A 26465-nucleotide genomic window follows, 5' to 3' on the forward strand; every position below is an offset into this window, starting at 1 on the left:
GGCACGGTCGAAGACCGGGGCCGATGGTCTGAGGCCGGCGCCGGGGCCCGAGGCCTTCGGGACGCCGGATCGTGCCCGCCCTCGGGCGGCCAATTGTCCGCGCGGGGAGTGGGCATGGGCTTTGCTTTTCGATGCCGATATCGGAACGGGCGCCATGATCCAGCATCTCGAGGGGCTTTCGCCGCCGGAACCGGCCGGCGTCCGCGCCGTGGCGGCGAGCGCCCTCCAGGGGCGGCGGCTGCGTCATTACGATGTCTGCATGGCGGCCTTCGCCGTCATCCTCGTCTGCTCCAATCTCATTGGCGCGTCCAAGGTGGCGGTACTGGACCTGCCGGTGGTCGGCGCGGTCACCTTTGGCGCCGGCATCCTGTTCTTCCCGCTGTCCTACGTGCTCGGCGACGTGCTGACGGAGGTCTATGGTTATGCCCGGGCGCGGCGGGTGGTGTGGGTCGGCTTCCTGGCGGCGGTGTTCGCCGGCGCCATGGCCGCCTTCGTCGTCGCCGTGCCGCCGGCGCCGGGCTGGGGCGGGCAGGAGGCGTTGGCGGCCGTGCTCGGCCAGGTGCCGCGCATCTTCGCCGCCTCGGTCCTCGCCTTCTGGGCCGGCGAGTTCGCCAATGCCTTCGTCATGGCCCGCATGAAGGTGTGGACCGGGGGGCGGCACCTGTGGACCCGCACCATCGGTTCGACGGTGGTGGGGCAGGGGGTGGACAGCGTCATTTTCTATCCCTTCGCCTTTCTCGGGGTCTGGGACGGGCATCTGGTGGTCACCGTCATGCTCACCAACTACCTGGTGAAGGTGGCGTGGGAGGCGCTGCTGACCCCGGTCACCTACCAGATCGTCGGCTTCATGAAGGCGAGCGAGGGGCTCGACGTGTACGACATCGACACCGACTTCACGCCGTTCCGCACCGGCGTGTGAGAGAGGCGGTGCGGACCATCGGCGGGCGCGGGCTCCTGCGGGACATGCCAGGAGCCGGCGGGAGCCCGCGCCGGCGCGAGGCCGGGCACCCGGTCAAGTCCGTCTCAGGCCCGGTCTGTCTCTGGCCAAGGTTCTCTACCGACGCAGTCTTCCACCGACGAAGTCCTCCAGCGGCCGGGTGCCGCGAGAGGCCGGCGGATCCGCCCGTCCGCTCCGCACCGGTGCGGAAGGCCCCTCGACAGGGCCGGACGGCGGGGGCATAGGCAGGCCATGTCTTCCCCCGCGCGGACGCTCGCCGCACGCACCTCCGTCGTTTCGGCCGCGACCCTCGCCTCGCGGGTGCTCGGCTTCGTGCGCGACGCCGCCACCGCCGCCATTCTCGGCGTCGGTCCGGTGGCGGACGCGCTCACCGCCGCGCTGTCGCTGCCGCTGCTGGCGCGGCGGCTGCTGGCCGAAGGCGCCTTCAACCTGGCCTTCATCCCCGCCCTGGCGCGGGTGGAAGCATCCGGCCCCCGCGCCGCGCGGGCGCTGGCGCTGGCCACCCTGCTGCTGCTCGGCGGCGTGCTGCTGGCGCTGGCGCTGGCGGCGGCGGTCGCCATGCCGCACCTCATCCGTGTGCTGGCGCCGGGCTTCGTGCCCGATGGCGATCGGTCGGCCACCGCGATCCTGTGCGGACGGGTGGCGGTGCTCTATCTGCCGCTGGCGGGGCTGGCCGCGGTCTACGGCGGCGTCGCCAATGCTTCCCATCGGGTGCTGCTGGCGGCGCTGGCGCCGCTCGCGGCCAATCTCACGGTGCTGGCGGTGCTGGCCGTGCTGCTGGTGAAGGACCTGATGGCCAGCGACCTCGCGGCGCTGGCCATCGCCGGGGCGACCGTCGTCGCCGGTCTCAGCCAGTGGGGGCTGATGATGGTGGCGGCACGCGGCTGCCCGGCCGCGCCGCGCCTGCGCGCCGCGCTCCGGCTCGGGCCGCTGCCGTGGCGGGCCGCGCGGGAGGTGCTGCGGGCGGCCTCGCCGGCGCTCCTGTTCGCCGGCCTCAGCCAGTTCCGGCTCATCATCGCCGCAGCCTGCGCCTCCGGCTCGGACGGGGCGGTCGCCGCCCTCAATTATGCCCAGCGCCTGATGGACCTGCCCCTGGGGCTGGTGGGCGCCAGCGCCGGGGCGGTGCTGGTGCCGCTGCTGGCGCGCCATGCGACAGCTTCCGTGGAGACCGGCGTCCGGCGAGGGGCGGAGGCTGCGACCAACGCCGTGCTCACGGCGCTCGCCTTCGCCTTGCCGGCGGCGGTGGGGTTGGCGGTGCTGGCGCACCCCATCGTCGTGGTGCTGTTCCAGCGCGGGGCCTTCGATGCCCAGGATTCCGAATTGACCGCGACGCTGCTGGTGGTGTTGGCGCTGGCGCTGCCGGCGCAGGGGCTGGAGCGCATCCTGTCGGCCACGGCGGCGGCCGCTGGCCTGGTGCGCGGCGCCGAGCGCATCGCCCTCGGCTCCCTGGCGCTGTGCCTTGCGGTCTCGGTCCTGGGCGCGGCGCTGGCGGGGCCGGTGGGCGCGGCGGCGGGCGTGGCGGTGTCGGCATTCGCCGCGCTGGCGGTGTTCGCGGGACTGCTGGCGCGGGCCGGCGCGCTGGCCGTGGACCGGCGGGCGGTGCTGGCGGCCCTGGGGCTGCTGGTGGCGGCGCTGGCGATGGGCGGGGCGGTGGCGCTGGCGGCTGCCGCCTGGCCCGGGGCCGGTGGAATGGGCGCGGCGGCGGCGCGGCTGGCCGCCCTGATCGCCCTTGGGGCGTTGGTCTACGGCGGCTGCGGGCTGGTGCTGAAACACCTGATCGCTGCCGCCGCCCGCTGAGGCCGCCCTCCGCGCCGCGCACTTGCATCGGCGGGGCGGGGGTGGCATGACGCCCGAGGTTCCGCATGAGGGCCGTCGTGGGAGTTCCCACGCCGGGCGGGTTGGGTTTGCGTCCGGTTCGGCCGGCCATGCCTGCCGTGCCGGCGCCCATCGGGTCGATGCTGGGCTTTCCGGCCGTGGCATCGGCGGGCATCGGCGCGGCCTCATGCGGCAACGGGGCGGTTTTCCGTCTTCTGATCGCAAGGATTTACAGGGCGCGCGGCGCCCTTCAGGAGGTCGCCATGGCGGCGGTCGCGGAACGCGTGTTTTCCGGAGTGCAGCCCACCGGCAATCTGCATCTCGGCAATTATCTCGGCGCCATCAAGCGCTTCGTGGAGCTGCAGAAAAGCCACGAGTGCATCTATTGCGTGGTGGACCTCCACGCCATCACCGTGTGGCAGGAGCCCGACGAGCTGAGGCGGCACATCCGCGAGGTGACGGCCGCCTTCATCGCCTGTGGCATCGACCCCAAGGCGCATGTGGTGTTCAACCAGAGCCAGGTGTCCGGCCATGCCGAACTGGCCTGGATCTTCAATTGCGTCGCCCGCATGGGCTGGCTGAACCGCATGACGCAGTTCAAGGAGAAGGCGGGCAAGGACCGCGAGAACGTCTCGCTGGGCCTGTTCGCCTATCCCACCCTGATGGCCGCCGACATCCTGCTCTACCGCGCCACTCACGTGCCGGTGGGCGAGGACCAGAAGCAGCATCTGGAGCTGACCCGCGACATCGCCCAGAAGTTCAACACCGATTTCGCCCCCTCCATCGCCGCCAACGGCCATGGCGAGGGTTATTTCCCGATGACCGAGCCGCTCATCGCCGGTCCGGCCACGCGCGTGATGAGCCTGCGCGACGGCTCGAAGAAGATGTCCAAGTCGGACCCCTCCGACTTCTCCCGCATCAATCTTACCGACGATGCCGACGCCATCGCCGGCAAGGTGCGCAAGGCCAAGACCGATCCCGAGCCGCTGCCCTCCGAGGAAGAGGGGCTGAAGGGCCGGCCCGAGGCGGAGAATCTGGTGGGCATCTATGCCGCGCTCTCGGACACCGGCAAGGCGCAGGTGCTGGCCGATTTCGGCGGCGGTCAGTTCTCCGCTTTCAAGGCGGCGCTGGTGGACCTGGCGGTGGCCAAGCTCGGCCCCATCGGCGCCGAGATGCAGCGGCTGATGGGCGATGTGACGGCCATCGACGCCATCCTGGCCGATGGCGCCGAGCGCGCGCGGGTGATCGCCGACCAGACCATCCGCGACGTCAAGGACATCGTCGGCATGGTTCGTGCGTAGCCGGCGCGGGCGGGTGCTGTGCGCCGGCCCGCGCGGTCCTGTCGCGCCCCTCGGGGTGCGGCGGATGGTCTGAGGCGCCCCGCCCTGCATGGGTTTCGGTGTTCGCAGCCATCTCTTTGACCTTACATGGTTTTCCCGGCGCACCCCGGTGCGCGGGGGGTGGCGCGGCGGCGGCGTCCGGTGCGTCGCACGGCGGGGAAAAGGCCGCGCGTGATGGGGCAAAATGACGGAACCGCGCGGTAACGCGGGGTCAAGTGCGGCAAAAGTGGGGGGAAACCGGCCAATCTGGCGCGACCCGCCGCCGCAGTGCGCACGCGTCACGCGACATCACGCACCTTTGACCTGTATCAAGGAGAAAATGGGCCTCCCGCGCATGGTGCGCTCGAGGCTCCGTGGGTGCAGTGTCACGCCTCGGTGCAAGGGGTTCTGCAATGTCGACAATTCAAGATCCAATCCCGGCCCCGGCGAAGTCCATGCGGTTTGGGGAGGCCGCGCTGCTGGTGGTCTTCGCTGCTCTGGCCTTCCTCTCCATCATCGTGGCCGCGAAGGCGCATACCGCGGCCTATGCGTTCCACGCCTACCTGTTCGCGGCGGGCTCGATCGCGGCGGTGTTCGCCCTCGGCAACCGCTACATGGACCGCCCGGCCGGCGCGGTGCCGCAGCTCATCGACGGCAAGCCCAACTACAATTTCGGCGTGGTGAAGTTCGCCACCGTCGCCGCTGTGGTGTGGGGCATCGCCGGCTTCCTCGCCGGTGACCTGGCGGCTTTCCAGCTCGCCTTCCCGGCGCTGAATTTCGACCTGTCGTGGCTGTCGTTCGGCCGGCTGCGGCCGCTGCACACCTCGGCGGTGATCTTCGCCTTCGGCGGCAACGTGCTCATCGGTACCTCGTTCTACGTGGTGCAGCGCACGTCCCACGCCCGCCTGGCGGGTGATCTGGCGCCCTGGTTCGTGGTGCTCGGCTATAACTTCTTCATCGTCATCGCCGGCACGGGCTATCTGCTCGGCATCACCCAGGGCAAGGAATACGCCGAGCCCGAGTGGTATTCCGACCTGTGGCTGACCATCGTGTGGGTCACCTACCTGCTGGTGTTCGTCGCCACCATCTGGAAGCGCCGCGAGCCCCACATCTATGTGGCGAACTGGTTCTACCTTGCCTTCATCATCACCATCGCGGTGCTGCACCTGGGCAACAACCTCACCATCCCGGTGTCGATCTTCTCGCCGAAGTCCTACATCGTGTGGTCGGGCGTCCAGGATGCCATGTTCCAATGGTGGTATGGCCACAATGCGGTGGGCTTCTTCCTGACCGCCGGCTTTTTGGCCATCATGTATTATTTCATCCCCAAGCGGGCGGAGCGGCCGGTCTATTCGTACCGTCTGTCCATCGTCCACTTCTGGGCGCTGATCTTCATCTACATCTGGGCCGGCCCGCACCATCTGCACTACACCGCGCTGCCGGACTGGGCGCAGACCTTGGGCATGACCTTCTCGATCATCCTGTGGATGCCGTCCTGGGGTGGCATGATCAACGGCCTCATGACGCTCTCGGGCGCCTGGGACAAGCTGCGCACGGACCCCGTCATCCGCATGATGGTGGTGTCGGTGGCCTTCTACGGCATGTCGACCTTCGAGGGCCCGATGATGTCGGTGAAGGCGGTGAACTCGCTCAGCCACTATACCGAATGGACCGTCGGCCACGTGCACTCCGGCGCGCTGGGCTGGGTGGCCTACATTTCCTTCGGCGCCATCTACTGCCTGGTTCCCTGGCTGTGGAACAAGCGCGAGATGTATTCCGTGAAGGCCATCAACTGGCACTTCTGGATCTCCACGCTCGGCATCGTGCTCTACATCTCCTCCATGTGGGTGGCGGGCATCACGCAGGGCCTCATGTGGCGTGCCTACACCAGCCTCGGCTTCCTTGAGTACTCCTTCATCGAGTCGGTGGAGGCCATCCATCCGCTCTACGTGATCCGCGCCCTTGGCGGCCTGCTGTTTGTGATCGGCGGCCTCATCATGGCGTGGAACGTGTGGAAGACCATCACCATGCCGCAGGCGGCCGCCGAGCAGAAGCTCGCGCTCGCCCCCGCGGAATGAGGGAGAACGACCCATGGCGTCGCAAGGCACGTCCATCTGGGCCAAGCACCAGATCTTCGAGAAGCACACCTACTGGCTGATGCTGGGGATCCTCATCGTGATCTCCCTTGGCGGTCTGGTGGAGATCGCCCCGCTCTTCTACCTGAAGAGCACCATCGAGACGGTGCAGGGCATGCGGCCCTACACCCCCCTCGAGCTGGCCGGGCGCAACATCTACATCCGCGAGGGCTGCTACAACTGCCACTCGCAGATGATCCGCCCCCTGCGCGACGAGGTGGAGCGCTACGGCCACTATTCGCTGGCGGCCGAGAGCATGTACGACCACCCCTTCCAGTGGGGCTCCAAGCGCACCGGGCCTGACCTGGCGCGCGTCGGCGGCAAGTATTCGGACGTGTGGCACCAGGACCACCTGAACAACCCGCGCTCGGTGGTTCCCGCGTCCATCATGCCGTCCTATCCGTGGCTGGCGAAGACCAAGCTCGACGCCAAGTACATCGCCGACGACATGAAGGTGCTGGCCATCGAGGGCGTGCCCTACAGCGCCGACATGATCGCCCACGCCCAGGCGGACCTGACGACCCAGGGCACCACCGACGCCGACGCCGATGGCCTGCAGAAGCGCTATCCCAAGGCGCAGGTGCGTGATTTCGACGGCAACCCCGGCGAGCTCACCGAGGCGGACGCGCTCATCGCCTACCTGCAGATGCTCGGCACGCTGGTGGACTTCAAGCTCTATGACAATAAGGCGAACGTGAGGTGAGCCATGTCAGAGACCTACCATTGGTTGGCGGGCATCGCCCAGACCTGGGGCCTAGTGTTGTTCGTCTTCGCATTCCTTCTGGTGGTTGCCTACGCCTTCTGGCCGGGCAAGAAGCGGAAGAAGGAAATCGAGGACGCGGCCAACATTCCGCTCAAAGAGGATTGATCCCGTGAGCACGAATCCGAATGTACATCATGGCCGGCTCGACACGGTCACCGGCGTCACCACCACCGGGCACGAGTGGGACGGCATCGAGGAGCTGAACAACCCGCTGCCGCGCTGGTGGCTGTGGGTGTGGTACGCCTGCATTGTCTGGGCGATCGGCTACTGGATCATGTTCCCGGCATGGCCGCTGATCTCCGGCGCTACGCCCGGCCTGTCCGGCTGGCACTCGCGCACGGCGATCAACGTTCAGCTTGAGGATCTGCGGGCGCTGCGCGCCGAGAGCACCGCCAAGCTGGCCAATGCCTCGCTGCAGCAGATCGAGGACACCCCGGCGCTGCTTACCCTCGCCCGCGCCCAGGGCCGCGTCGCTTTCGCCGACAATTGCGCGCCCTGCCATGGACAGGGCGGCGGTGGCGCCGTCGGCTTCCCGAACCTGAACGACGATGACTGGCTTTGGGGCGGCAGCCTCGACCAGATCTACCAGACCATCAGCTACGGCATCCGCTCGGGTGACGAGCAGGCCCGCACCGGCAGCATGCCGGCGTTCGGCCGCGACGGCATCCTGACCAAGCCGGAGATTTCGGCGGTGGCGGGCTATGTCCGCACGCTGTCGGGCCTGGAGAAGCCTGGCGCGACCACCGAGAAGGGCAAGGAGGTCTTCCTGGCCAATTGCGCCGCCTGCCACGGCGACGATGGCAAGGGCAATCAGGAACTGGGCGCGCCCAACCTGACCGACAACATCTGGCTCTATGGCTCCGACAAGGCCACCATCGAGTATGCTGTGGCCAACGGACGCGGCAATGTGATGCCGGCTTGGCATACGCGCCTCGACCCGACCACCATCAAGGTGCTCACGGTGTACGTGCACTCCCTCGGCGGCGGTCGCTGAGCGCCGGAGAACTGGAGTGGAGAAATGAGAAGCCCCGCCGTCTGGCGGGGCTTTTCGCCGTTCGGGCCGTGCCCGGCGTACCGGCCGAGGTGACGCAGGCCGCCCGTAGCCGCTTGCGTCACCAGCACCTCGGCGCGCCCGTTCATGCGCGCACGCGGGGCCTGAACAGGCGCCGTCGGATCGGCGGGCGCACGGGGTGAAGGGCGGGCCTCGCATGGGCGAAGGCGCGGTCGGGCGAGGTTCCGGCGGCCGTGGAGGAACGCCTTGCGGGTTGAAGATGCCGGCGGGGCGCGACCTCCCACGGGGACTGAAGGCGGCCACACCGGCATTTCGCCGCGCGGCGAAATGCCGGTGTGGCCTTTCGACCACCTGACATCATTCTACATTCTAGAGCATGAATATTGGAACGCCCCCAAGCACGCAGCGCGCCGCGGGGGCGGTCAACACCCCCGGCTGGCGCTCTCGGCGCGGAAAACGGGGGGCCTTACCGGTGGGGGCCACCATCCGCCTCGCCTCGGGTCGCTCGCGCCCCGGGGGCCAACTCTCGGCGATCCATTCATGACTGCCCTATCGACGAAGCCTGAAGCCAACCCCCCACCGTCCGCGCCCACGCCGAACGTGGTCGGACCCGACGACGATATTCCGCTCTATGAGAGCCGCCGCAAGATCTTTCCGCAATCGGTGCATGGCCGCTACCGGACCATCAAGTGGGCGGTGCTCATCGTCTCGCTGGGCATCTATTATTTCCTGCCGTTCCTGCGCTGGGACCGTGGCCCCGATGCGCCGGGACAGGCGGTGCTGCTCGACCTGCCGGCGCGGCGCTTCTACTTCTTCTTCATCGAGATCTGGCCGCAGGAGTTCTATTATGTCGCGGGACTTCTGATCCTCGCGGCACTGGTGCTGTTCCTGATGAACGCGGTGGCCGGCCGCGTGTGGTGCGGCTACATGTGCCCGCAGACGGTGTGGACCGACCTGTTCATGGCGGTCGAGCGGCTGGTGGAAGGCGATCGCCGCGAGCGCATCCGCCTGGAGGCCGCGCCGTGGACCCTGGACAAGGTGGTGCGTCGCACGCTGAAGCACTCGATCTGGCTCTTGATCGCCTGGTGGACCGGCGGCGCCTGGGTTCTCTACTTCGCCGACGCGCCGACGCTGGTGAAGGAACTGGTGACCTTCCAGGCGCCGGCGGTGGCCTATTTCTCCATCGCCGTGCTCACCTTCACCACCTACACCCTGGCCGGGCACATGCGTGAGCAGGTGTGCACCTACATGTGTCCCTGGCCGCGCATCCAGGCGGCGCTGACCGACGAATATGCCCTCAACGTCACCTATTGCTATGATCGCGGCGAGCCGCGCGCCTCGGTGAAGAAGGCGGCGGCGGCGCGGGCGTCGGGCCAGCCGGCGGGTGACTGCATCGATTGCGGCCAGTGCGTCGCGGTCTGTCCCACCGGCGTGGACATCCGCAAGGGGTCGCAGCTGGACTGCATCCAGTGCGGCCTGTGCATCGACGCCTGCAACACGGTGATGAAGAAGGTCGGTCGTCCCGGCGAGCTCATCACCTATGAGAGCGAGGCCAACCTTTCGGCCCGGCTGGCGGGCAAGCCGTTCGTGCAGCGCATCGTCCGTCCCCGGACCGTGCTCTACGCGGGGCTGATCGCTCTGGCCTGCGGGCTCATGCTGACAACCCTTATCAACCGCTCCACGGAGGGGCTGTCGGCGCTGCATGACCGCAATCCGGTCTTCGTCACGCTTTCGGACGGCTCGGTGCGCAATGCCTATACCCTGCGGCTCACCAACAAGGGCTTGCAGGAGCGCACCTTCGCCCTGTCCATGAGCGGCGTGCCCGGGGCGCGGCTGGACGTGGTGGGCGACGCCGCCGGCAAGCTCACCATCGGCCCGGACCAGACCCGCGAGCTGCGCGTGCTGGTGACCACCCGCGAGAAGCTGCCCGCCTCCGCCTCACTTCCGCTCACTTTCCAGATTCGGGATGTGGCGACGGGTCAGTCGGCTTCGGTCACCGATCACTTCATCGGTCCCTGAGTCAGGATCGCGGCGGTCGCCCAGGCGGCCGCCGGCGCAGGGGAGGGGACGCATGGCGTCTGTGGACAGGGGCAAGGGCCGCCCGCGCGAGTTGACCGGTGGCATGGTGCTGATGGTTATCCTCGCCTTCTTCGGCCTGGTGGTCGCGGTGAACGTCACCATGGCGCGTTTCGCCGTCTCCACCTTCGCCGGGCTGGAGACGGAGAGTTCGTACAAGGCGGGCCTCGCCTTCACCAAGGAAACCAATGCCGCCGAGGCGCAGAACGAGCGGCGGTGGTCGGTGGACGTGGATCTCAAGCCGCTCGGCGGCACCGCGCGCGGCATCCAGCTGCGGGTGGTGGATGCCGACGGCAAGCCCTTGTCGGGCCTGGTGGCCGATGGGCGCTTCGCCCATCCCACCGATGCCCGGCGCGACGTGGTCCTGGATCTGGAACCCCTTGGCGAGGGCCGCTATCGCGCCACCGCGGACGCCGGTGCCGGCCAATGGGATCTGGTGATTGATTTCACGCAAGGCGGTGAACGCCTGTTCCGGTCCAAGAATCGGGTGCAGCTTCCGTAAGCCGCATCCTCGCGCGCAACCTGCCGTGTGCGGGGAAACGGGTGTGGCGACGAGACTGCGAGGCGGCGGGCCCTCCGGGCGCCGCGCCTCACCCTGGAGTACGATGGCGCCAGCCGGTTTGTCGCGCCGGCCGGTCCGTCGTACTCACTTCTGTTTGAAGCCGGTCCGGTGCGTCGCACGGTCGGCTTGCCGCGGCACCGGCGAGATGCCATGCCGTTCGCTGGCGCGCAGGTTCATCGCGGGTGTGTTTGCGCCGGCGCAGCCCGCGGCGACCGGGCGGGCCGCGGGCTTCGGGTCGCAAGCAGGTGCCGGGACAGGTCATGACTGAGGCAGCCGACTATTCCATCTTCGTGGCCAAGGGTGACGACGGCGTCTCGCAGATGAGCCTCGCCATCGACGGCATCGATTGCGCCGCCTGCATTCCCGACATCGAGAACGGGGTGAAGGCGCTGCCCGGCGTGGTGCGGGCCCGGCTCAATTATTCCACCCACCGGCTCACCGTCGCCTGGAGCGCGGAGGCCTCGGCGGCTGACGTGGTGGGCAGGCTGGAACAGCTCGGCTACCGCGCCCACCCCTTCGCCGGCCGGGTGGAGGAGGAGGAAGCGCGCCGCGCGCAATGGCTGCTGCGCTGTCTCGGTGTGGCCGGGTTCGCGATGATGAACATCATCCTGCTGTCCATCTCGGTGTGGTCGGGCAGCGTCAGCGACATCACCCCGGAAACCCGTGACTTCTTCCACTGGATCTCGGCCCTCATCGCCCTGCCGGCCGCCGCCTACGCCGGCCAGCCGTTCTTTCAGAGCGCGTTCCGGGCAATCCGTTCCGGCAAGCTCAACATGGATGTGCCGATCACCATCGGCGTGTCGCTGGCGCTCGGGGTCAGCGTGCTCGAGACCGCCATGGGCCGGCCCCACGCCTATTTCGACAGCGCCATCATGCTGCTGTTCTTCCTGCTGGCTGGCCGCTACCTGGACCATGAGGCGCGCCGCCGCACCCGCGCCGTCGCCGGCAACGTGGCGGCGCTGCGCGGGGAGATGGCGCACCGGCTGGATGGCGCCGGCACGCCGGTGCTGGTGCCGGTGCAGGCGCTGAAGCCCGGCGACGTGATCCTGGTGGCGCCGGGCGAGCGGGTGGGCGCGGACGGCATCGTCGCCGCCGGTCGCTCCAGTGTCGACGAAAGCCTGGTGACCGGCGAAACCCTGCCGCGATCCCTCTCCGAAGGCGTGCTCGTCTATGCCGGCAGCCTCAATGGCGATGGCGCGCTGCATGTGACGGTGACCGCCGGCGGCCAGAACACGCTGGTGGACGACGTGCAGCGCCTGCTGGACGGCGCGCTGGCGGCGCGCGGGGCCTATGTGCGGCTCGCCGACCGGGTGGCGCGGCTCTACGCCCCGGTGGTGCATCTCACCGCCCTGGCGTCGCTGGTGGGCTGGCTGGCGGCTGGCGCGGACCTGCATTTCGCGGTGATGATCGCCGTGGCGGTGCTCATCATCACCTGTCCGTGCGCTTTGGCGCTGGCGGTGCCGGCGGTGCAGGTGACCGCCACCGGCCGGCTGTTCCGGGCCGGCCTGCTCATCAATGCCGGCGACATGCTGGAGCGTCTCGCCACGGTGGACACGGTGGTGTTCGACAAGACCGGCACCCTCACCCTGCCGGAGCCGCAGTTGCGGTTGCCGGAGGGGGCCGACCCGGCCTTGGTCGGCCTCGCCGGCCGGCTCGCTTTGTCGAGCCGCCACCCGCTGGCGCGCGCGGTGGCCGCCAGGGCCGATGGCGGGGCTCTCGCCGGCGTCACCGAGGTGCCGGGGCAGGGGGTCAGCGGCGTGGTGGACGGGGTGGAGGCGCGGCTGGGCAGCCTTGCCTTCTGCGCCGCGGCGGCGCCGGGGGGCCTGCCGCCGGACGTCTCGCTGATCGCCTTCCGCCATGGCCCGCGCGTGCTGGTGATCGGCGTGCAGCAGGCGCTGCGGCCGGACGCCGTGGAGGTGGTGGCGGCGCTGCGGGCGAAGGGCCTCGACGTGCGCATCCTCTCGGGCGACCGGGCCGACGCGGTGGCGCCTGTGGCCGCCGCCCTCGGCATCACCGAAGCGGCGGCCGCCCTGAAGCCAGCCGACAAGATCGCCGCCCTGGATGCGCTCAAGGCGGCCGGCCATCGGGTGCTGATGGTGGGAGACGGGCTGAACGATGCTCCGGCGCTGGCTGCCGCCACCGTCTCGCTTTCCCCCGCCACCGGCGCGGCGGTGACCCAGGCCAACGCCGACGCGGTGTTCCTTGGCCGCCGGCTGGCGCCGGTGCTGGCAACGGTGGAGGGCGCCCGCACGGCGGCCCGGCTGATGCGCCAGAACCTCGGCATCGCCGTGCTCTACAATGTCATCGCGGTGCCGCTGGCCATCGCCGGCATCGTGACGCCGCTGATCGCGGCCTTGGCCATGTCCGGGTCCTCCATCATCGTCACCGTCAACGCCTTGCGCGCGGCCCGGCCGGGGCGCAAGGATGAGGTCGCCGACGCCACGCAACTCAAGGAGGCCGTCGCATGAACGTCCTCATCTATCTGATCCCGATCGCCCTGCTGCTGGGACTGACCGGCCTCGTCGCCTTCCTGTGGAGCCTGAAGAGCGGCCAATACGAGGATCTGGACGGCGCGGCGGTGCGCATTCTCAATGATGACGACGTGAAGAGATGAGATCGCAAGCGCAAGTCACCGAGCCGCGGGCCGGCATGCTGGTCTGCGTGTGCGACCCGCAGTTCGATCCGCCGGCCAACGACAACGGGCCCAAGGCGATCCCGACCCTTGGCCTCGCCCTGGGATTTGCCTTCGCGGTGCTGGCGCAGACGGTGGCTTCCGCTGCCCTGCCGCTGGCCGGCGCCATGCTGGCGCCGGCGGGCCAGGGCGGCGACTGGCCGCACGCCACCTGGCCGTTCGCCGCCATGCTGCTGGGCGCGGCGCTGGCGTCGTTTCCCGCCTCGTTCCTGCGGGATGCGTTCGGCCGGCGCACCGGCTTCGCGCTCGGCGCCTCGCTGGGCATCGCCGGCGGGGCGCTGCTGGCGGCGGCGCTGCTGCGGCAGCAGTTCGCCTGGGCGTGCCTGGGGGCGCTGTGGCTCGGCATGGCGCAGGGCTTTTCCTTCTTCTATCGCCATGAGGCCGCCGCCGCCAGCGGCCGGCCCACCGCGGCCACCGCTGGCGTGCTGGCGGGCGGCGTGCTGGCGGCGCTGGCGGGGCCGACCCTGGCCGGCTTCGCCGAGAGCCTCGCCGCGCCGTTCTTCCTGGTCGGCGCCGCCGGCCTTGCCGCGCTTGCCCACGCCTTGTCGCTCGGCGTGGCGGTGACGCTGGCGCCTGATCCGCCGCCGGTGTTCCGGCCGAAGGCGCTGGCGCCGCTGCAGGTTATCGTCGGCCCGACCCTGCTCGGCGGCCTCGCGTGGTTCGGCATGAGCCTCATCATGTCGGGCGCGCCGCTGGCGCTGGTGGGCTGCGGCATCGGCGAGGCGGCGGTGTTCGGTTTCATCGCCCTGCATGTGGCGGCCATGTATGCGCCGGCTGTGCCGCTGGCGCTGCTGGGCGACCGGGTTCCACCGCTGGTCCTGGCGCTGGTTGGCCTCGCCCTGGTGGCGGCGGCGCTGCCGTTGCAACTGATGGGTTCGGCGCAGGCCATCACCGTGGCCCTGGTGGCGGTAGGCGCCGGCTGGGCGGTGGCGACGGTGGGGTGCACCGGCTGGCTCTATCGCGGTGGCCGGCCGAGCCGCCTTGCCCTGGCGCTGCATGACGGCGCGCTGTTCTCGTGCGCCATTCTCGGCGCGGTGGCGGGCGGCTTCGTGTTCTGAGCGCGCCACCCTGGACCGGGTCGGGGCAGTGCCGGATGACGGCCGGCCGGCGCGCGTGTAGGACGGGGGCTGCCCGCGACGGCGGGCCACATGCGGCGGAGGCTCCCGTGACCCATCCCTTTTCCCTGGCCGGCTCGACCGCGCTTGTCACCGGCTCGGCGGCGGGGCTCGGCTTCGAGATCGCCGCCGCCCTGGCGCGGGCCGGTGCCCATGTGCTGGTGAACGGGCGGAATGCGGAGCGGCTGGCCCACGCCGTGACCGCCATCATTCGTGCGGGCGGTCACGCCGAACCGCTGGTGCTCGACGTGTTCGACGAGGCGGCGGTGACGACCGCCATCGCCGGCCTGGGGCCGGTGCACATCCTGGTCAACAATGCCGGCGCCCGCGACCGGCGCGGCTTCCTGGAGATGACGCAGGCGGAGTTCCGCAGCCTGCTGGAGCTCGATCTGCTGGCGCCCGCCCACATCACGCGGGAGGTGGCGAAGGGCATGGTGGCGCGCGGCGGCGGGGGGCGCATCATCAACATCGCCTCCATCGCCGGGCCGCTGGCGCGGGCGGGGGATACGGCCTATGCCACGGCGAAGGGCGGCCTTGCGGCCCTGACACGGGCGCTGGCGGCCGATCTCGGGAGCCACGGCATCACCGTGAACGCCATCGCGCCGGGTTATTTTCTCACCGCCCCCAATGCCGATCTCGCCCGCGATCAGGCGGTGGGCGAGTGGCTGGCGCGGCGCACCGCCCTCGGCCGCTGGGGCCGCCCGGAGGAGGTGGCCGGGGCGGCGGTGTTCCTGGCCTCGCCGGCGGCCTCCTATGTTACCGGCCACATGCTGGCGGTGGACGGGGGCTATCTCGCCCATTTCTGAGGTCAAGGCGCGCGACCGGACCGCAATGCCGCGATGAGGTGGCGGACGGACGCGGCTCCCTGCGTCCGGTCCTCACAGGCGCTTCCTTGGGGGCGCTTTTGGGGGGCGTTTCCTTGGAGACGCCCGAAGCCTGAGCCTCGTCAGGTCAGTCTGTGCCGATCAGGCCTGCGCCCGACCACGTCCGCGCAGGACCACGTCCGCTCGTCTGGGCGCGCGTTCGGTGTCGGGCGGAAAGCGGGCCGTGACCCGGGCGGAACCGGCTCAGCGCACCCAGAAGCGCGGCAGGAACAGCACCAAAGCGGTGACGATCTCCAGCCGGCCCAGCATCATGGTGAAGGTGAGCACCCAGACCGCGCTGTCCGGCAGGCTGGCATAATTGGTGGAGGGGCCGACCACTGGTCCCAGGCCCGGGCCGACGTTCGCGAGGCAGGCGATGGCGGCGGAGAAGGCGGTGGTGAGATCGAGCCCGATGAGGTTCAGGAGGATCCCCACCACCAGGAAGGTGAACAGGTAGAGGAAGACGAAGTTGAGCACGGAGGCCACGACGTCGTCGCTCACCGGCGCGCCGCCGTAGCGCAGCGGAAACACGCCGTGGCGAAAGGCGATGCGCTTGAAGTGCTGGCGGATGGCCTTGGCGGTGATGGCGATGCGCATGGCCTTGATGCCGCCCGCGGTGGAGCCGGTGCAGCCGCCGAGGAACATCAGCACGAAGAAGATGGCGTTGGAGAGCGCCCCCCAGTGGGTATAGTCCACCGCCATGAAGCCGGTGGAGGAAATGAGGGAGGCCACCGTGAACAGGGCGCCGCGGAAGGCGGTCTCGCCGGCGGCGATGCCCTGGAAGGTCTGCTGCAGGAACGACGCGGCGGTGAACAGCGCCACGATGACGAAGAACACCCGCACCTCGGAATTGGTGAACAGGCGCCGCACGTCGCCGCCGAGTGCCCGCACATAGAGCGGGAAGGGCAGCGAGGCCATCAGCATGAACACGATGGCGACATAGTCCACCACCGGATTCTTGAACACCATCATCGAGTAGTCGGAATTGGCGAAGCCCCCGCTCGACAGGGTGGACATGGCCAGGGTGATGGAATCGAACACGGAGAGGCCGGCGGCCCGGTAGCATACGGCGCAGATGGCGGTCAGCAGCACGTAGGCGGCGATGAGGCCCTTGGCGATGGCCTCCGCCCGCGGCAGGAATTTTTCCGATTTGTCCGAAGATTCGGTGCGGAACAACTGCATGCCGCCGATGGAGAGCACCGGCAGCACGGCGATGGCGATGGCGATGATGCCGATGCCGCCGAACCAGTGCATCAGCGCCCGCCACAGCAGGATGCCCGGCGGCTGCGAATCGAGCCCGGACATGATGCTGGCACCGGTGGTGGTCAGCCCGCTCATGGCCTCGAACATGGCCTTGGTGAAGGAGAGCTGGGCGGCGCCCCACATCAGGGGCAGGGCGGCGAACACCGTGAGCACCACCCAGACGCTGGTGGTGAGCAGGAACGCCTGGCGCAGGTCGAGCTTCTGCGCGCCGCCGGCGCGGCCGGAGGTCCACAGCAGCACGCCGACGAAGATGGTGATGGCCGAGGCGCCGACGAAGGCGCTCTGGTCCTTGGCGCCGGCGGCGAAGTCCACCGCCGCCGGCAGCAGCATGCTGGCGCCCAGGATGGCGAGCAGGATGCCGAGGGTCGCCGCCACCGGGCGCAGGTTGAGGACGGAGAGGGCCTGGGCCTCCACCGTGGGAATACGCGCCGCGTGCATGTGGCCCCGCCTCTGCCCGTGCTGGTGTCCGGCCCCGTGGTCTTCAGTTCAGGACGCGCCGCGCGTCGGGCACGTCGAGGGAGAAGGCCGGAACCTCGATGGTGAACTTCTCGCCGCTCTCGGTCTGCATGTCGTAGCTGCCGCGCATGATGCCGGTGGCGGAATTGAGCGGAACCCCGCTGGTATATTCGAAGCGTCCGCCCGGAGGCAGCACCGGCTCCTCGCCCACCACGCCGGCGCCGTGGACTTCCTCCACATGGCCGTTGGCGTCGGTGATGATCCAGTGGCGCCCCTTCAGCTGCACGGTCTGCGCACCGAGATTGGCGACCTCGATGGTGTAGGCCCAGAAATAACGGCCGTGTTCCGGCTCGGACCGCTCGGCCACGTAGCGCGGTGTCGCGGTGACCTGGATCTGCCGTGTAATGGCGCGGTACATGACCCGCTTCGCTCCCCTCAAGGCGAGGGACGGGCCCCCGCGGCCAAAAATGAAATCGCGATCATTCTCGCGAGCATAAGAACCGGTCCAGCATATCGCGCGCCGTTGCCGTGTGCACCCCTCTCTTTGCGGGCGGACGACCGGCGCCGGCCCGCTCTGGTCCCCGATCTTGAGTTGGCTTATACCTCCAGTCGGCCAGTGCGTTGGCCGGCGGCCCGGAACCGGGCGAGCGAGGGGCAAGGATGATGCCGGGGCGCCGTGATCTGCTTGCTGGCGGTGCCGCCTTGCTTCTGGCGAACACGCTTCTGGCGAATACGTCCGCCAATGGTCAGGATGCTCCGGGCACGCCGGCCGAGGCCGGACCGTCCTGGGATGATGGTCTCGCCCACCCCATTCCCTATCAGCCGCGCCTGGGCGTGGGAAAGCAGCGGGGGCTGGTCGTCGGCGGCGGTGGCGCCTACCTCGCCGCGTGGATGGTCGGCTATTTTCACGGCCTGAAGCAGAATGGGGTGGATCTGGCGGACGCGGACATCGCGGTTGGCACATCCGCCGGCTCGGTGGTGGGCGCCACGCTGCTCGGCGGGCATCTGTGGCGCCTGTCGGCGGAGCTGGACATCCTGGGCAGCTTTCCCAAGCTGTTCTCGGCGCTCATCCCGACCATGGCGCCGAACGCCAGCCAGCTTCGCGCGCGGTCCGTGGCCAATACGGCCGCCGATGCCGATCCGGCAACCATCCAGCGGATCGGCCGGGCGGCGATGGCCGCGCGCAATCCGGCGGGGTCCGACCAGTACCGGACCACCGTGGAGCGCCTGATCGGCGAGGACAGGTGGCCCTCGCCCAGGCTGCATACGACAGCGGTGGACTGCTATACGGGGCAGCGGCTCGTGGTTTCCGGCGACGCCGGCATCCCCATCAACGCCGCCTGCGCCGCGAGTTCGTCATTGCCGGGCGCGATGGGACCGACATGGTTGAAGGACCGCCTGTGCATGGACGGCGGCATGTGCCAGACCAGCACCCACGCCGATGTGGTGGCGGGGGTCGACCGGGCGCTGGTGATCTCGCTGTCCGATGGCGGCCCCGAGGCCGTGAAGGTGGGGCTGCGCACCTCCGGGATGCCGAACACGCTTCAGGATGAAATCAAGAGCCTCGAACGCCAGGGCACGAAGACGATGCTGAAGGTGGTCGGCCTGCTGCCCGGGGTCAGCGTCGTGGACAGCATCATGGATCCCAAATGGATCGAGCCCTGCCTGAAGAACGGCCACGCGCGGGCGCAGGCCGACGCCGCGCAGATGCGCGCCTTCTGGGGCGGGTGATCGGGCAGGCGAAGGGCAAGCCCCGCCCCGGCGCGGGCGGGGCCACCGAAGGATGGACGCGGGCGAGGAGCCGGCGTCGGGACTGGGCCGGGGGGATGTTCCGGTGCGCTGGCCTGTCCGGATCGGCATCAGTGGCCGGGGGTGTCGTTTCCACGCGGGAACTTCGGCAACGGCCGGCGGACTTGGTTCCTCCGGGATTGGTTCCTCCGGGATTGGTTCCTCCGGGATTGGTTCCTCCGGATTTGGTTCAGCATGGGCGGATCGAGGCCCGCATGGCGCCTGAGCGGAAGCATCCGATGCCGCTTCGAACATGATGCCGCTCGCCCCTGGGGACCGGTGGCCTTATCGGAAGGTGGCCTGGTCCAGGCAGGCGGCGAGGGCGGCGGGCAGCATGCCGGCGATCCGCGCGCCCCATGCTTCCTGCTCCTCCGGCCGGGCGATCAGGTCCTGGCGGATCTCCAGGCCGACGTGAAGCAGGCCACGCTGCTCCCCGTGCACGGGGAGGGTGTAGTCGGTTTCCAGGCTTACGGCATAGGGCTCGTTGTCGCCGACGCACAGGCCGCGGTCGCGCCGCAGCTCGGCCAGCAGCGCCCCGGCGAGGCGGGTGTCGTGATGGGACAGGATGCCCACCTGCCAGGGCCGGGCCTGGCCGAGATAGACGGGCGTGAAGCTGTGCATGGCGATCAGCACCGCCGGCCGCCGCGCTTGCGCCCGCCGGTCTAGCTCGGCTGCGATTCGTGCGTGATAGGGCTCGAAGACCTCCCGTTCGCGGGCGACACGGGCGGTGTCGGGCAGGTCCCGGTTGCCGGGGATGGGGGTGGCCTCGCTGGCCTCGGGAATGGAGGCGGCGGTTCGCGTCGGTCGATTGCAGTCGATGATGAGGCGTGAATAATTTTGCTGTATTGATACAGCGTCGAGTCGCTCCGCCAAGCTTCGGCACACGCCGGAGATGCCGATGTCCCAGGCGATATGGCGGGTTTGATCTGCCTCGGAGATGCCGAGGCGGCCCAGGGCGCGCGGAAAGGCGTTGCCGGCGTGATCCGCGACGAGGACAAAGGCAGAGCATCCGTCCGGATTGACCACGGACACCGGCGGAGCTTCGTCGTCTGCCAGAAGAGCCAGCCGCTCCGACTGCCGGTTCAAGAGTCGATCCAAATCAAGTCCTCACCAAACGCGGTCGCCGCCAGTGACGCGAGCCGATTTCGCACTACAGTGAGACATAGCAGACATTCGCGCGTTCTGCTCGCGCACTCCCCCAAGAGGCTCTCCATGAAAATTCGCGCGGGCTACGAGATTTCCCATCACTGTCCCCAGCCGACACCGATGATTCTCACGCTTAGCGTGCATCCCTCGCGCATAACCGATCTGGTGAGCGTGGATCGGGTGCTGTTCACCCCTGAGATTCCGGCGAACACCTATCACGACAGCTTTGGAAATTTTTGCCACGTCATCACCGCCCCGGCCGGCCCGCTCACGCTGCATGCCGATTTCGTGATCCAGGACAACGGGCTGCCGGACGAGATCGCCCCCGGGGCCGCCCAGCACGCGTTGGCGGACCTGCCGGTGGAGACCCTCATGTTCCTGCTGGGCAGCCGCTATTGCGAGACCGACCGCCTCAGCGCCATCGCCTGGTCGCTGTTCGGCCATGTGCCCAAGGGCTGGCCGCTGGTGCAGGCCATCTGCGATTTCGTCCATGGCCACATCGCCTTCAACTATGCCCATGCGAGCCCGCTGAAGACCGCTTTCGACGCCTACACCCAGAAGCGCGGCGTGTGCCGGGATTACGCCCATCTGGCCATCGCCCTGTGCCGCTGCATGAACATTCCGGCGCGCTACTGCACGGGTTATCTCGGCGACATCGGCGTTCCGGCCGATCCCGCGCCGATGGATTTCAGCGCCTGGTTCGAGGTGTTCCTGGGGCAGCGCTGGTACACTTTCGATGCCCGGCACAACACGCCGCGCATCGGCCGCATCCTGATGGCGCGGGGGCGCGATGCCACCGACGTGGCCATCGTCACCTCGTTCGGGCCGTCGACGCTCACCCACTTCAAGGTGGTCACCGACGAGGTGTCGTGAGTCCGCCGCGCGGACCGGCTTTCACAGCGGCAGCACCAGCAGGATGTCGATGCGCCGGGAATCGATCAGCACCAGGCGCTCGGCGAACAGGAGCCGTCCCTCGCGGGCGACGACACGGTCGAAATAGCGGCCGGTGGCGAACAGGTCGGCGCGGCCGTCCTGCATGGTGCGCACCACCTGGAAATTGCTGCGGGCCCGCCAGCCCTCGGCGGTCGCCTGCAACACCGCCGGTCCCAGCAGGTGGTTGTAGACGTGTGGCTCGTAGATATTGGCCTCGCGCAGGGCGGCGACGCGGTCGCGCAGCATGGCACGGCTGTTGTCGGTGATGATGCCGATGGGCAGGCCGGCGGCGTGGCTCTCGCGCGTCGCCAGGTGGTAGCGCCCGTCCTCGGTGAAGAAGTCGGGCCAGCGCTCCACCTCGCCGTCGTCGATGGCATGGGCATAGGAGGCGAGGAAGTCGCCGATGCGCGCGCGCGTGGCGGCATCGATGCCGATGCCGTCGCTCTCGGTGCCGTGAATCTGGGTCATGACCTAAAATTCCATGATGGCGCGATAGCCCTGCCAGAAGCCGCGCACGGCGGTTTCGGTGGCGCGGCCGCTGGGGGAGGGCGCCACCTCGGTGCCGCCCATCTCGATGAAGGCGGCGGCGTCGGCATCGGCGCCGCGGGTGCCGCGCTGGACGAATTCGTTGATGCAGCCGTCCTCCAGCGACACCAGCCCGGCGGCCCCGGTCAGGTTGCTCTGGGTGACGCGGATGCGGGTCTGTTCCTCGGTGTCGGTGTCGGCGCCGAGATAGAACCAGAACAGCTCCGTGGTATCGACCCCGCGCGGCACGAAGAAGCGCACCGCCAGGGAGTTCAGCGTGTACTGGATGGCGAGGGTGGGGAACACGGTCTGGATGGAGTGGGTGATGCCGTCGTCGAACTCGTGCCAGAAGCGGGTGAGGTCGGGGGCTTCCAGCGCCGAATCGTAGCGCGCCGCGTGCACGTTCTCCGCCCGGTATTCGGCCGCCTCGCGCAGCCGGTCGCGCATGGAATAGGAAATGGCGTGCCAGCCGCTGTCGGACAGCAGGATGCCGCCGTCCATGTCGAGCCGGTTCACCTTCATGGCCGTGTAGAAGGTGTGCAGCAGCGTGGCATGATAGGAATCACGCACGTTCTCCGCATACTGCTTCCAGTTGTTGCGGATGATCTGGCTGTGGGTGCCGAGCAGGCGCAGGCCCCGGCCGAAGTTGCGGCGCAGGAAGTTGGCCATGGTCGGGCCGAGATAGTCTTCGAGCGGTTCTATTTCCCGTGAGAAGGTGGCGAACACCAGCCCGCAGAACACCTCGACCCGCAGCTTCCGAAGGCCGTGGCCTTCCGGGCTGAAGTCCGCCGGCATGCCGCCTTGCCCGCGCAGACCGTTGCGGAAGGCCACCCCCTTCAGCGCGCCGTCGAGGCCGAAGGTCCACGCGTGGTAGACGCAGGTGAGGTTCGGCTGGTTGTCCCGCTCCTTCAGGCAGACCAGGGCGCCCTTGTGCGCGCAGCGGTTGACCAGGGCGTGGACCGTTCCGGCGGCATCGCGGGTGACGATCACCGGGGTCTCGCCGACCCAGCTGGTGCGGATGTCGCCAGGCTTGGCCACCTCCAGCTCCAGGCAGAGGAAGTTCCAGGTCCGGCCACGGAAGATGCGCTCCTGCTCGCGCTCGTAGATCGCCGGGTCATGGGTCACGCGGTACGGCGCGCGGCGTGGTCCGTCGGTGGGCCAGGTGAACGGCGGCGGCGCGAACTCGTTGACGGCGGACATCTGCGCTCTCCAGTGTCGAATTGGGTCAGAGGGGGCGCGGCGACGGGCCGGGCCTCCGGATGCCGCCCTTGCGGAGGGGGAGATCAGGCTCCCGCGGGGCCCGCCTCGTCCGGGCCTTCAGGCGGCGCCGCGTTCCGGCTTCAACGGGGCGCCGTCGTACGGAAAGGCGAACCCGTCCGCGGCGGGGCAAGAGGCGGGAGGCAAGAGGCAGGAAGCGGGAGGCAAGAGGCGGGAGGGGCGGGCCGGAGGGTCGGGCGGGCGCTTGGGGCGGGCGATCATGGAGGAGGCGGATGCATTGTGGGAAACTGATTTTATATATTTTATATAAATTATAGAATCAACGGTGAATGTTGGGGCTGGCGCCCGGCCCGGATGAGGGCCGGGCGGTGTCGCGCGGGCGCGCCACCGGCCAGGCCGTCGGCGGGGCCTCTTGGTTTCCAGGTCCCGGTGTCGCGCGCTCCAGCGCCCGCGCGGGGATCACCCTTCGCCGGTCGTCGCTTCCAGGCGGGTTGGCCGCGCCGGCTGATATCCTGCCCGCCCGCTGGCGACGTCAGCGGATTATGCCCATGCGTCCGGCCGTCTTCGAGCGCTGGCCGCTCCCGCGCGCTTGCCGGTGCGCAGCGCGGACGGGATGCCGATCCGCGCCTCCGGATTCTTCTGTTGGAGCCCGCTTCAGGCGTGCCACGGCGGGAGCAAACAACGGGGCCATTTCGGCCAAATGCTATCGGGCAAGAGCCTTCTGGCCATGCCTGCGCCGCAGCCGGATGTGCTGAGCAAGGGGGCGGGCGATCTTCGCCGTGACAACCGCGCTGTCGACGTCCGGTGCCTGTCGGGTGATGATCGACCTGGGGCAAGCCCGGTCGCGCCACATCCGCCTCTCCATAGGCGATGGGAAACACCGGCGTTTCAGCCTCCGGCGCTGAAGCCGGAAGAACGGGGCCCCGGCAGCGGCTTCGTTTCCATTCAGCTGTGGACAAAGCCGGGCCGGCAGGATGAATGTGGACCTGGAGCCGCTTGCATTCTTCTGCGGCTGCTGGCATATGAACGCACCGCCGGCGACGGAATGACCTCGCGGCGAGATGGATGCGGGTGTAGCTCAGGGGTAGAGCACAACCTTGCCAAGGTTGGGGTCGAGGGTTCGAATCCCTTCGCCCGCTCCAGTTTCGCTCAATAAAATCAGGCACTTAGCAGACGCCCCCTGGGGCGTTTTCTGCTTCCATTCGCCTCGCGCCGGAAGGCTGGAAGCACAATGGAAGCATTTGGGGGGGAAATCGCAGGGCAGCCGAGCGTAGGATGCCCCGTTCCTGCTTCCATAGTCGCGCCTCGCAAACGACCGCCCCCTTCGCCGTTGAGACCCTCACCAGACAGAGCGGGAAGCGAGGCCTATCGAATGCCGACAGACATGGCCGTTCCACCGCCACCCCTCTGAATCAGCCCGACAGGACACCTCGACTGGCGAAACAGGGGAGAGATGGTCTTGCCCCTCTCTCCCCCGCGACCGCTGCCTGCGCGAGGGCGAGGCCGCCCGCTCGCAAGGCGGCCCATGGCCGTCACCTTTCCAACCGATCCGATCCGCCACGCTCGCTGCGCAGCCCAGCCCCGCTCGCCAGCAGCCGCCCCCCTCTCTCTGCCGCGCGCTCACGCGCCTCCGGGAGGCATGTCGGGGGACATGCCTCCGGCATTGACGAGAAAAGGATCGGACCAATGGCGAGGATATCAAAGACGGCGAAGGCCGTGACCGTCGAGGCGGCGGATCGGGGAGACGTTGCCGGCGAAGTCGCTGGCATGGAGATAGCGGCGGTTACCGGAAGCGGCGCCGAAATCTTCGTTCCGCTCGACCGGCTCAAGAAGTCGCCCCGGAATGCGCGAAAGACCCCGCACAGCGCGGCCGACATCGAGGCCTGCGCAGCCAGCATCGCGGCCAAGGGCATCCTGCAAAACCTCGTGGTTGAGCCCGAGCTTGACTCGAATGGAGCGACGACGGAGTTCTATTTCGTCACCATCAGCGAAGGCCGCAGGCTGGCGCAGCTTCTGCGCGTGAAGCGGAAGGAGATCAGGAAGACCGAGCCGGTCCGCTGCGTCATCGATACGGCGAACGATCCGTTCGAGATCAGCCTCGACGAGAACGTCACCCGTGCGGCCATGCACCCTGCCGACCAGCTCGAGGCGTTCCGCGAGCTTGCGGAACATCGCGGATGGGGCGCGGAGGAGATCGCCGCCCGCTTCGGCGTCAGCGCGCAGGTGCGGCAGCGCCTGCGCCTCGGTGCTGTCAGTCCCAGGCTGATGCAGGTCTATCGTGACGGCGACCTGACCCTCGACCAGTTGATGGCCTTCGCGATCACGGAGGATCATGCATGGCAGGAACAGGTCCATAAGGGCCTCGGTTACAACCGCGAGCCGTGGATCATCCGCCGCGAGCTGACCCGGACACACGTTCAGGCGAACGACCGCAAGGCGATCTTCGTCGGCCCGGATGCCTAGGCGGAAGCCGGTGGCGTCATCATCCGCGACCTGTTCACCGAGGATCGCGGCGGCTTCTTCGAAGATGCCGCCTTGCTGGACCGGCTGGTCGTGGAGAAGCTGGAGCGGATCGCCGCCGAGGTTCAGCAGGCGGAAGGCTGGAAGTGGGCTTCGGTCCATATGGACTATCCCTATGGCAACGGCCTGCGCCGCATCTATCACCGGCGGGTGGAGCTTTCCGAGGACGACGAAGCCGCCTATGCCGCGTTGCAGGAGGAATATGATCGCCTGTCGTCGGAGCATGAAGGCACCGAGGACCTTCCTCCGGATGTAGATGAGCGCTTCGGGGAGCTTGAAGCCGAGATCGAACGCATTGATGCCCGTCGCCATGCCTACGATCCCGACGACATCGCGCGCGGCGGCGTCTTCGTGGTGCTGCCGCATGACGGAACGGCGCGCATCGCGCGCGGCTTCATCCGCCCTGAAGACGAGAAGCCCGAGGAAACCGGGAAGGCTCTTCGCGTCAACGGCGATGGCGAAATCATCGAGGACAGTGAGCACGACGAGGACGGCAACCATGTTTCCGTGCTCGACCTTGAGGACGTAGAGGAAGACGGCAAATCGTTATCCGACCTTCTCTTGCGCGACCTGACTGCCCATCGGACGCTCGGCCTTCGCCTTGCCCTAGGCGAGCAACCGGAAGTCGCCCTGATCGCCGTGACCCACACGCTCACCGCACAGACCTTCTATCGTGGTGCGGACACCTGCTGCCTCGAAATCCGCTCGACCTCCGCGCATCTTGGCGGACACGCGGACGGCATCGAGGATACGGCGGCGGGCAAGGTGCTGGCGGATCGCCATGCCGGATGGGCGGCGGACCTGCCACGCGACGTGGCCCATCTGTGGGGCTTCATCGCCGCGCTGGACCGGGCGAGCGTCATGGCGCTGTTCGCGCATTGCGCTTCGCTTACCGTCAATGCCGTGACGCAGCCATGGGAGCGCAAGCCCCACGCCCATGAGACGGCGGACAGGCTGGCGATGGCGCTCGCCCTCGACATGTCGGCGCATTGGACGCCGACCGTGCGGACCTATCTCGGCCGCGTGACCAAAGCGCATATCCTCGCCGCCGTGCGCGAAGCCGTCAACGACGAGGCGGCGGATCGGATCGGCGGGATGAAAAAGCAGCCGATGGCGGAAGCCGCCGAACAGCTTCTGGCCGCAACCGGATGGCTCCCGCCGCTCATGCGGACGCCGGAGCCGCCTCCCGCCATGGCCGAGGCCACGGAGCAAGCGGAGGATCGCGAAGCCTGCCACGAAGCTGCCGAATAGCAGAACCAGAGGAAATCCGGTGGTGTCTCAGTTTGAAATTAGGCCCGATTGACCG

Annotated in this window: 20 protein-coding genes, 1 tRNA gene and 1 pseudogene; 17 read left to right on the top strand and 5 right to left on the bottom strand. The window is 68.8% G+C overall.

Features of this window, described 5'->3' with window-relative positions; all coding sequences use genetic code 11:
• Nucleotides 1–154 precede the first annotated feature (154 nt).
• From V5F53_RS19840 to V5F53_RS19900, 13 genes are all read left to right on the top strand, one after another.
• Nucleotides 155–919 carry a queuosine precursor transporter gene (locus V5F53_RS19840; RefSeq protein WP_393997416.1) on the top strand — a complete coding sequence of 255 codons (765 nt, stop codon included), beginning with the start codon at nt 155–157 and terminating at the stop codon, nt 917–919.
• Nucleotides 920–1189: 270 nt separating this feature from the next.
• On the top strand, nt 1190–2755 hold the full coding sequence (murJ, locus tag V5F53_RS19845) for a murein biosynthesis integral membrane protein MurJ (protein WP_393997415.1): 1566 nt from the start codon (nt 1190–1192) through the stop codon (nt 2753–2755).
• A gap of 281 nt (nt 2756–3036) precedes the next feature.
• Nucleotides 3037–4074 carry a tryptophan--tRNA ligase gene (trpS, locus tag V5F53_RS19850; RefSeq protein ID WP_393997414.1) on the top strand — a complete coding sequence of 346 codons (1038 nt, stop codon included), beginning with the start codon at nt 3037–3039 and terminating at the stop codon, nt 4072–4074.
• A gap of 473 nt (nt 4075–4547) precedes the next feature.
• Nucleotides 4548–6170: a cytochrome-c oxidase, cbb3-type subunit I gene (ccoN, locus tag V5F53_RS19855; RefSeq protein WP_393997413.1), complete on the top strand. Its 1623-nt coding sequence runs from the start codon at nt 4548–4550 to the stop codon at nt 6168–6170.
• Nucleotides 6171–6183: 13 nt separating this feature from the next.
• Nucleotides 6184–6930, top strand: coding sequence for a cytochrome-c oxidase, cbb3-type subunit II (ccoO, locus tag V5F53_RS19860; protein ID WP_393997412.1), 747 nt, complete (start codon nt 6184–6186; stop codon nt 6928–6930).
• 3 nt (nt 6931–6933) lie between these two features.
• On the top strand, nt 6934–7095 hold the full coding sequence (locus tag V5F53_RS19865; protein ID WP_393997411.1) for a cbb3-type cytochrome c oxidase subunit 3: 162 nt from the start codon (nt 6934–6936) through the stop codon (nt 7093–7095).
• 4 nt (nt 7096–7099) lie between these two features.
• Nucleotides 7100–7984 carry a cytochrome-c oxidase, cbb3-type subunit III gene (gene ccoP, locus V5F53_RS19870; protein WP_393997410.1) on the top strand — a complete coding sequence of 295 codons (885 nt, stop codon included), beginning with the start codon at nt 7100–7102 and terminating at the stop codon, nt 7982–7984.
• Nucleotides 7985–8542: 558 nt separating this feature from the next.
• Complete coding sequence (ccoG, locus tag V5F53_RS19875; protein WP_393997409.1) at nt 8543–10021, top strand: cytochrome c oxidase accessory protein CcoG; 1479 nt, start codon at nt 8543–8545, stop codon at nt 10019–10021.
• A 52-nt stretch (nt 10022–10073) separates the two neighbouring features.
• Nucleotides 10074–10580, top strand: coding sequence for a FixH family protein (locus tag V5F53_RS19880; protein ID WP_393997408.1), 507 nt, complete (start codon nt 10074–10076; stop codon nt 10578–10580).
• 320 nt (nt 10581–10900) lie between these two features.
• Nucleotides 10901–13108 carry a heavy metal translocating P-type ATPase gene (locus V5F53_RS19885; protein ID WP_393997407.1) on the top strand — a complete coding sequence of 736 codons (2208 nt, stop codon included), beginning with the start codon at nt 10901–10903 and terminating at the stop codon, nt 13106–13108.
• Nucleotides 13105–13254: a cbb3-type cytochrome oxidase assembly protein CcoS gene (gene ccoS, locus V5F53_RS19890; RefSeq protein ID WP_393997406.1), complete on the top strand. Its 150-nt coding sequence runs from the start codon at nt 13105–13107 to the stop codon at nt 13252–13254. Before V5F53_RS19885 ends, ccoS begins: the two co-directional genes overlap by 4 nt.
• Nucleotides 13251–14390 (top strand): hypothetical protein, encoded by a 1140-nt coding sequence (locus tag V5F53_RS19895; RefSeq protein ID WP_393997405.1) that lies wholly within the window; start codon nt 13251–13253, stop codon nt 14388–14390. The genes ccoS and V5F53_RS19895 overlap by 4 nt, the downstream gene beginning before the upstream one ends.
• 107 nt (nt 14391–14497) lie before the next feature.
• The gene (locus V5F53_RS19900) at nt 14498–15253 is read left to right on the top strand and encodes an SDR family oxidoreductase (RefSeq protein WP_393997404.1); all 756 of its coding nucleotides are present in this window, start codon (nt 14498–14500) and stop codon (nt 15251–15253) included.
• A gap of 261 nt (nt 15254–15514) precedes the next feature.
• On the opposite strand, the gene V5F53_RS19905 is transcribed toward V5F53_RS19900, so the two are convergent.
• Nucleotides 15515–17011 (bottom strand): TrkH family potassium uptake protein, encoded by a 1497-nt coding sequence (locus tag V5F53_RS19905; protein ID WP_393997403.1) that lies wholly within the window; start codon nt 17009–17011, stop codon nt 15515–15517.
• 43 nt (nt 17012–17054) lie between these two features.
• Entirely contained in the window at nt 17055–17447 is a 393-nt protein-coding gene (apaG, locus tag V5F53_RS19910) for a Co2+/Mg2+ efflux facilitator ApaG/CorD (protein ID WP_393997402.1), read from the bottom strand.
• Nucleotides 17448–17650: 203 nt separating this feature from the next.
• Here apaG and V5F53_RS19915 point away from each other — a divergent pair, with 203 nt between their 5' ends.
• Nucleotides 17651–18760: a patatin-like phospholipase family protein gene (locus V5F53_RS19915; protein ID WP_393997401.1), complete on the top strand. Its 1110-nt coding sequence runs from the start codon at nt 17651–17653 to the stop codon at nt 18758–18760.
• A gap of 342 nt (nt 18761–19102) precedes the next feature.
• Here the strand turns inward: V5F53_RS19915 and V5F53_RS19920 are convergent, their stop codons facing one another.
• Nucleotides 19103–19915 (bottom strand): N-formylglutamate amidohydrolase, encoded by an 813-nt coding sequence (locus tag V5F53_RS19920; protein ID WP_509212660.1) that lies wholly within the window; start codon nt 19913–19915, stop codon nt 19103–19105.
• Nucleotides 19916–20029: 114 nt separating this feature from the next.
• Here V5F53_RS19920 and V5F53_RS19925 point away from each other — a divergent pair, with 114 nt between their 5' ends.
• Nucleotides 20030–20836 (top strand): transglutaminase-like domain-containing protein, encoded by an 807-nt coding sequence (locus V5F53_RS19925; protein WP_393997399.1) that lies wholly within the window; start codon nt 20030–20032, stop codon nt 20834–20836.
• A gap of 21 nt (nt 20837–20857) precedes the next feature.
• Here V5F53_RS19925 and V5F53_RS19930 read toward each other — a convergent pair whose 3' ends face one another.
• Together V5F53_RS19930 and V5F53_RS19935 are read right to left on the bottom strand one after the other, a co-directional pair.
• Nucleotides 20858–21364, bottom strand: coding sequence for an aromatic-ring-hydroxylating dioxygenase subunit beta (locus tag V5F53_RS19930; RefSeq protein ID WP_393997398.1), 507 nt, complete (start codon nt 21362–21364; stop codon nt 20858–20860).
• Nucleotides 21365–21367: 3 nt separating this feature from the next.
• Nucleotides 21368–22621 carry an SRPBCC family protein gene (locus tag V5F53_RS19935; RefSeq protein ID WP_393997397.1) on the bottom strand — a complete coding sequence of 418 codons (1254 nt, stop codon included), beginning with the start codon at nt 22619–22621 and terminating at the stop codon, nt 21368–21370.
• A 1085-nt stretch (nt 22622–23706) separates the two neighbouring features.
• On the opposite strand from V5F53_RS19935, the gene V5F53_RS19940 reads away from it, so the two are divergent.
• Both V5F53_RS19940 and V5F53_RS19945 read left to right on the top strand, forming a co-directional pair.
• Nucleotides 23707–23781: transfer RNA gene (locus V5F53_RS19940), tRNA-Gly, on the top strand.
• 544 nt (nt 23782–24325) lie between these two features.
• Nucleotides 24326–26410: pseudogene (locus V5F53_RS19945) on the top strand (ParB/RepB/Spo0J family partition protein).
• The last annotated feature ends 55 nt before the right edge of the window (nt 26411–26465 follow it).

It is taken from the genome of Xanthobacter cornucopiae (assembly GCF_043195065.2).
Classification (GTDB): Bacteria; Pseudomonadota; Alphaproteobacteria; order Rhizobiales; family Xanthobacteraceae; genus Xanthobacter.

What these genes read in the sequence shown, in the direction of transcription:
- V5F53_RS19840 (WP_393997416.1), top strand. Translation starts at nt 155, where the DNA reads ATGATCCAGCATCTCGAGGGGCTTTCGCCGCCGGAACCGGCCGGCGTC.
- murJ (WP_393997415.1), top strand. Translation starts at nt 1,190, where the DNA reads ATGTCTTCCCCCGCGCGGACGCTCGCCGCACGCACCTCCGTCGTTTCG.
- trpS (WP_393997414.1), top strand. Translation starts at nt 3,037, where the DNA reads ATGGCGGCGGTCGCGGAACGCGTGTTTTCCGGAGTGCAGCCCACCGGC.
- ccoN (WP_393997413.1), top strand. Translation starts at nt 4,548, where the DNA reads ATGCGGTTTGGGGAGGCCGCGCTGCTGGTGGTCTTCGCTGCTCTGGCC.
- ccoO (WP_393997412.1), top strand. Translation starts at nt 6,184, where the DNA reads ATGGCGTCGCAAGGCACGTCCATCTGGGCCAAGCACCAGATCTTCGAG.
- V5F53_RS19865 (WP_393997411.1), top strand. Translation starts at nt 6,934, where the DNA reads ATGTCAGAGACCTACCATTGGTTGGCGGGCATCGCCCAGACCTGGGGC.
- ccoG (WP_393997409.1), top strand. Translation starts at nt 8,543, where the DNA reads ATGACTGCCCTATCGACGAAGCCTGAAGCCAACCCCCCACCGTCCGCG.
- V5F53_RS19880 (WP_393997408.1), top strand. Translation starts at nt 10,074, where the DNA reads ATGGCGTCTGTGGACAGGGGCAAGGGCCGCCCGCGCGAGTTGACCGGT.
- V5F53_RS19885 (WP_393997407.1), top strand. Translation starts at nt 10,901, where the DNA reads ATGACTGAGGCAGCCGACTATTCCATCTTCGTGGCCAAGGGTGACGAC.
- ccoS (WP_393997406.1), top strand. Translation starts at nt 13,105, where the DNA reads ATGAACGTCCTCATCTATCTGATCCCGATCGCCCTGCTGCTGGGACTG.
- V5F53_RS19895 (WP_393997405.1), top strand. Translation starts at nt 13,251, where the DNA reads ATGAGATCGCAAGCGCAAGTCACCGAGCCGCGGGCCGGCATGCTGGTC.
- V5F53_RS19905 (WP_393997403.1), bottom strand. Translation starts at nt 17,011, where the DNA reads ATGCACGCGGCGCGTATTCCCACGGTGGAGGCCCAGGCCCTCTCCGTC.
- apaG (WP_393997402.1), bottom strand. Translation starts at nt 17,447, where the DNA reads ATGTACCGCGCCATTACACGGCAGATCCAGGTCACCGCGACACCGCGC.
- V5F53_RS19925 (WP_393997399.1), top strand. Translation starts at nt 20,030, where the DNA reads ATGAAAATTCGCGCGGGCTACGAGATTTCCCATCACTGTCCCCAGCCG.
- V5F53_RS19930 (WP_393997398.1), bottom strand. Translation starts at nt 21,364, where the DNA reads ATGACCCAGATTCACGGCACCGAGAGCGACGGCATCGGCATCGATGCC.
- V5F53_RS19935 (WP_393997397.1), bottom strand. Translation starts at nt 22,621, where the DNA reads ATGTCCGCCGTCAACGAGTTCGCGCCGCCGCCGTTCACCTGGCCCACC.